A 3,833-nucleotide genomic window follows, 5' to 3' on the forward strand; every position below is an offset into this window, starting at 1 on the left:
ACCAACCTCCCGCAACTGTCCGCGATTTAGCGGAATCCCTGTCCCGGAATTACTGAAATCGCTGTCCGCGAATTACCGAAATTGCTGTCCGGAAATTGCCGAAACACGCATTCATCGCGCCCGCGCTGGCGTCGCCTATCGACAAGGTGCCGCGCGGCACCCGATGGGTCCATGAGATCAAGTTCGACGGCTACCGCGTGCAAGTGCACCTCGCCAACGAGGAGGTGAAGATCTTCACCCGCCGCGGCCACGACTGGACCAAGCGCTTCAAGAAAGTCGCTGACGACGCCTGGCACATCTCTGCCGCCTCGGCGATCATCGACGGCGAGATCGTGGTGCCGGCTGCAGATGGCACCACCGATTTCTCGGTGTTGCAGAACGAGCTCCGCGGCCACTCGACCAGGATCGTACTGGTAGCCTTCGATCTGCTCTATCTCAACGGCCGCGATCTCCGGAAGCTGCCGCTGAAGGAACGCAAGGCCGTGCTGAAGAAGCTCGTCGCCGGCACCGCCATCCAGTTCAGTGAGAGCTTCGAAGTCGACGGCCCCGAGATGTTCGCCCATGCCTGCAAGCTCGGCTATGAGGGCGTGGTGTCGAAGATAGCGGATAGCGTCTATCCGACCGGCATCCGGAGCCGCGACTGGGTCAAGAAGACCTGCGCTCAGCACGAGACACTGACCATCGCGGGCTTTGCTGTCGACGGCAATGATTGGGACGGCATCTATGTTGGTCGGCGCGAAGGCGACGCCCTGATCTACGCCGGCAAGGTCGACCACGGCTTTGACAAAGCCTCGGCCGCGGATCTCCGGAAGCGCCTGACGCCGCTAATCCGAAAGAAGCAACCCTATTCCAAGCGCATCAGGCACAAGGGAATTTGGGTTGAGCCGAAGCTGCTCGCCGAGATCGAGCACCGCGCGAAATCAGCCGAGGGGATAGTGCGGCATCCCTTCTTCCGTGGCGTGCGTGAGGACCTATGAGTGAGCCGCCAGTTGAACTGCCGCGCTTTATCTCCCCGCGCCCCTCTCACTGAACGTCGCATGAACGCACAGTTCAGCCATCGTTGTGGTAACTGAACGGAAGATCATTGATGGCTGCAATCAAGGGAGGGAGCTCTATGTCGAAGAAGATTTTGATTAGCGGACTTTCCGCCTGCGTTCTTGTGCTGGCACCGGTCATGTCAGCATCTGCGCTACCCGTTGCGACACCAAATTCGCTGACCGGCGACGACAGTGCCGTCATTCAAGTGAAGGGCGGACATGGGCACGGGCACGGACATGGTTGGGGCCATCATGGCGGCCGAGGCCATCACTACGGCTGGGGCCACGGTCACCACCGCGGGTGGCACCGAGGGCATCATTATGGATGGGGACATCACCACCACTATCGCCGCTGATTGGACCATAGGAACTTTGCTCTACCTGTGATGTTACACGGCGGTTCAATGACCAGGAGGAGCACCATGAAAACGTTGTTGCTGACAGGCGTGTTGGCGGTTGCCGGGTTTGCTGTAGTCGCGCCAATCACCGCCACACCTGCATCGGCTCAAGTTGCAGTTGAGACCCCGTTTGGTGGAGTGGCGGTGGGCCCGCAGCGAGGGTATTACCGCGACTACGATCGGCCGGCTTATCGTGCCTACGGATACGATCGCGGCTATCGCGGTTGCCGCACCGTCACGATCGAACGTGACGACGGATCAGTACGCAGGATCCGCCGTTGCGACTAGCCGCTTTTAACTATCCAAGGCCGCCACGTTGGCGGCCTTTCTCATCTTCGATCTGGTGCCCATTCTTTTTTTGGCATGCATGACCTCCGCTGGAGCCACATTGCTTAACGACGCGCTCGCTCCCAGCGTTTGCGGGGCAGGCTCGAATGTTGGGATCGCGAAGACATGAAATGGATTTTAGTCGTATTGGTTGGTGGCGTAGCGCCGGTTCAGACCGATCTTGTGTTCGAGAAGCTCTCCGATTGCTTGATCGCCGAGGAGCAGCTGCAACAGACTTATGCGAACGCCTACAGCGCCTTGAGTCAACGCTCGATAATGGCTAACGACGAATTCGAGGGGCGCCGTAGCCGCCACCGCCGCCGAGCTCGACAGGACGACATCGGAAACTTCGCGAATGCCGGAACCTGCATTCCGCATAATGGCACTGATCAGCCAATCACCTCTCTGGATCAACCAGCGCCGGCGCCTCAGCCACCCTCGCCCACACCTTCACCAAGCCCAAAGCCATAGAGCCAACTCTTAGCTGACGCACTTCCGCTGCCGCCACTCAAGCCGCGGCAACGCTCTCGCGCGCCGAAGCGACCCGTCCATTCAGGACGAGCCGCTTCTAATCGAATAGCATCAGTGCATGTGAACTAACCAGTATCCAGCACCGCCAACAACGATAAGGGTGGGGATCCCCCACAACAGGATTACGGGCATTCCCATGTCTCCACTACGGGCGAGAAGGGTTTACTGCGGTATGCGCTGCTCCCTTGTTCGAGAAAGGCGGGAGCGCTAACCGGCGTTCTCATCACAGATAGTGGCCAGGTCCGGGCTGTGATGGTTGGAGCGGGCGGCCGACCCGGTCGCCGCGCAAGGAGTATCTTTCGCGACCTTACTGGAACTCTTAGGAATGGCTCAAACGGCGTAAACGGCTCAAACTGAGATTACGCGTGGACGTAGCGAGCAAGACATCGTGTGGACGGTCAGCCGGCCCCTTTTTGTTTGTGAACGACTTGGCCCCATATTAGCCTTGTGTGTAACCTTCCAAGGCGAGTTCTATGAATCTCGAAGACCTGTACCGACTTCTGCGCAGCGAGCATGTCCAGGCGCAAGGAATAGTGGACACCTTGGAGGAACCCCTCCTGGTGCTCGACCCGACAAGCTCTGTCCTTAGCGCAAACCGCGGGTTTTATGAGACCTTCAAGGTGGGACGCGACGACACCGTCGGGCGAAGCCTGTTCGCCCTTGGGGGCGGCGAGTGGGACATACCCGAACTCAGGCGACTGGTGAGCGAGATCGTTCCCAAGTCTGCCGCCATTGTTGGGTATGAGGTAGCAGCCGAGTTTCCCTCAATCGGCCAGCGAACCATGCTCGTGAGCGCCCGTCGGCTGGTGCACCCCGACAATAACAGCACCAGCATTCTGATCTTGTTCGAGGATGTAACCGAAAGACGTCAGAGCGAAGCGCAAAAAGACATCCTCCTCGCCGAGACGCGATACAGGATGAAAAACCTCCTCGGGATCATTCGCGCTCTTGCTAATCAGGGCGATGTCGAAGGCCGGTCGGCCAAAGGATTACCGGGACGCCTTCATTGGTCGACTCCAAGCTGTGACCGAAGCGGAGACCGTCGCACTCGACGGCAGCGGTGAGGCGGATCTGGGTGCCCTGGTGGAGCAATTGTTGAAGGCCGCGGGCCCGGATCGATACCGGGTGAGCGCCGGGCCGGCAGTTCGCCTCAGCCCACGCCAAGTCGTGCCGATGACCCTCATTCTGCATGAACTGGTCACCAACGCCTGGAAATACGGTGCGTTCTCCAAGGCCGGAGGGCTGGTACACCTTGGCTGGCGCACATCGGAGGAGAACGGCAAGGTCGTCCTTCACATCGATTGGCGAGAGGAAAACGGCCCGCCCATCACCCCGCCAACTCGCTCCGGCTTTGGCTCCAGGCTAATCGATCTCAGCGCGGCGCAGGGCCTGAAGGGCTCTGTGGAACTGAATTACGAGCCCACTGGTTTAGGCGGTGTGGACAGTTATCGCAGCCATAGGACGATGGCTGCGAGAGTGATGACGGCAAGGTAATTTCGGGCGGTCTTTTCGAAGCGGGTTGCGACGCGGCGGAATTGCT

Annotated in this window: 5 protein-coding genes and 1 pseudogene; 5 read left to right on the forward strand and 1 reads right to left on the reverse strand. The window is 59.5% G+C overall.

The window, feature by feature from the left end; genetic code table 11:
• Positions 1-95: 95 nt before the first annotated feature.
• The 5 genes from ligD (at position 96) to ACZBJS_RS42040 (ending at position 3,357) form a co-directional block, all read left to right on the forward strand.
• Complete coding sequence (ligD, locus tag ACZBJS_RS42020; RefSeq protein WP_463440284.1) at positions 96-977, forward strand: non-homologous end-joining DNA ligase; 882 nt, start codon at positions 96-98, stop codon at positions 975-977.
• A 279-nt stretch (positions 978-1,256) separates the two neighbouring features.
• Positions 1,257-1,424: a hypothetical protein gene (locus ACZBJS_RS42025; RefSeq protein WP_316398715.1), complete on the forward strand. Its 168-nt coding sequence runs from the start codon at positions 1,257-1,259 to the stop codon at positions 1,422-1,424.
• A gap of 35 nt (positions 1,425-1,459) precedes the next feature.
• Positions 1,460-1,723, forward strand: coding sequence for a hypothetical protein (locus tag ACZBJS_RS42030; RefSeq protein ID WP_316398714.1), 264 nt, complete (start codon positions 1,460-1,462; stop codon positions 1,721-1,723).
• Positions 1,724-1,888: 165 nt separating this feature from the next.
• Positions 1,889-2,233, forward strand: a complete 345-nt coding sequence (locus ACZBJS_RS42035) for a hypothetical protein (protein WP_316398713.1) — start codon at positions 1,889-1,891, stop codon at positions 2,231-2,233.
• Positions 2,234-2,766: 533 nt separating this feature from the next.
• Positions 2,767-3,357, forward strand: a complete 591-nt coding sequence (locus ACZBJS_RS42040; RefSeq protein WP_463440285.1) for a PAS domain-containing protein — start codon at positions 2,767-2,769, stop codon at positions 3,355-3,357.
• A gap of 381 nt (positions 3,358-3,738) precedes the next feature.
• Here the strand turns inward: ACZBJS_RS42040 and ACZBJS_RS42045 are convergent.
• Positions 3,739-3,833 (reverse strand): annotated as a pseudogene (locus ACZBJS_RS42045) (IS5/IS1182 family transposase); the annotation flags it as partial.

It is taken from the genome of Bradyrhizobium sp. KZN70725 (genome assembly GCF_055264925.1).

Coding starts and splice junctions, on each gene's coding strand:
- ACZBJS_RS42040 (WP_463440285.1), top strand. CDS start 2,767: ATGAATCTCGAAGACCTGTACCGACTTCTGCGCAGCGAGCATGTCCAG.
- ACZBJS_RS42025 (WP_316398715.1), top strand. CDS start 1,257: ATGGGCACGGGCACGGACATGGTTGGGGCCATCATGGCGGCCGAGGCC.
- ACZBJS_RS42035 (WP_316398713.1), top strand. CDS start 1,889: ATGAAATGGATTTTAGTCGTATTGGTTGGTGGCGTAGCGCCGGTTCAG.
- ACZBJS_RS42030 (WP_316398714.1), top strand. CDS start 1,460: ATGAAAACGTTGTTGCTGACAGGCGTGTTGGCGGTTGCCGGGTTTGCT.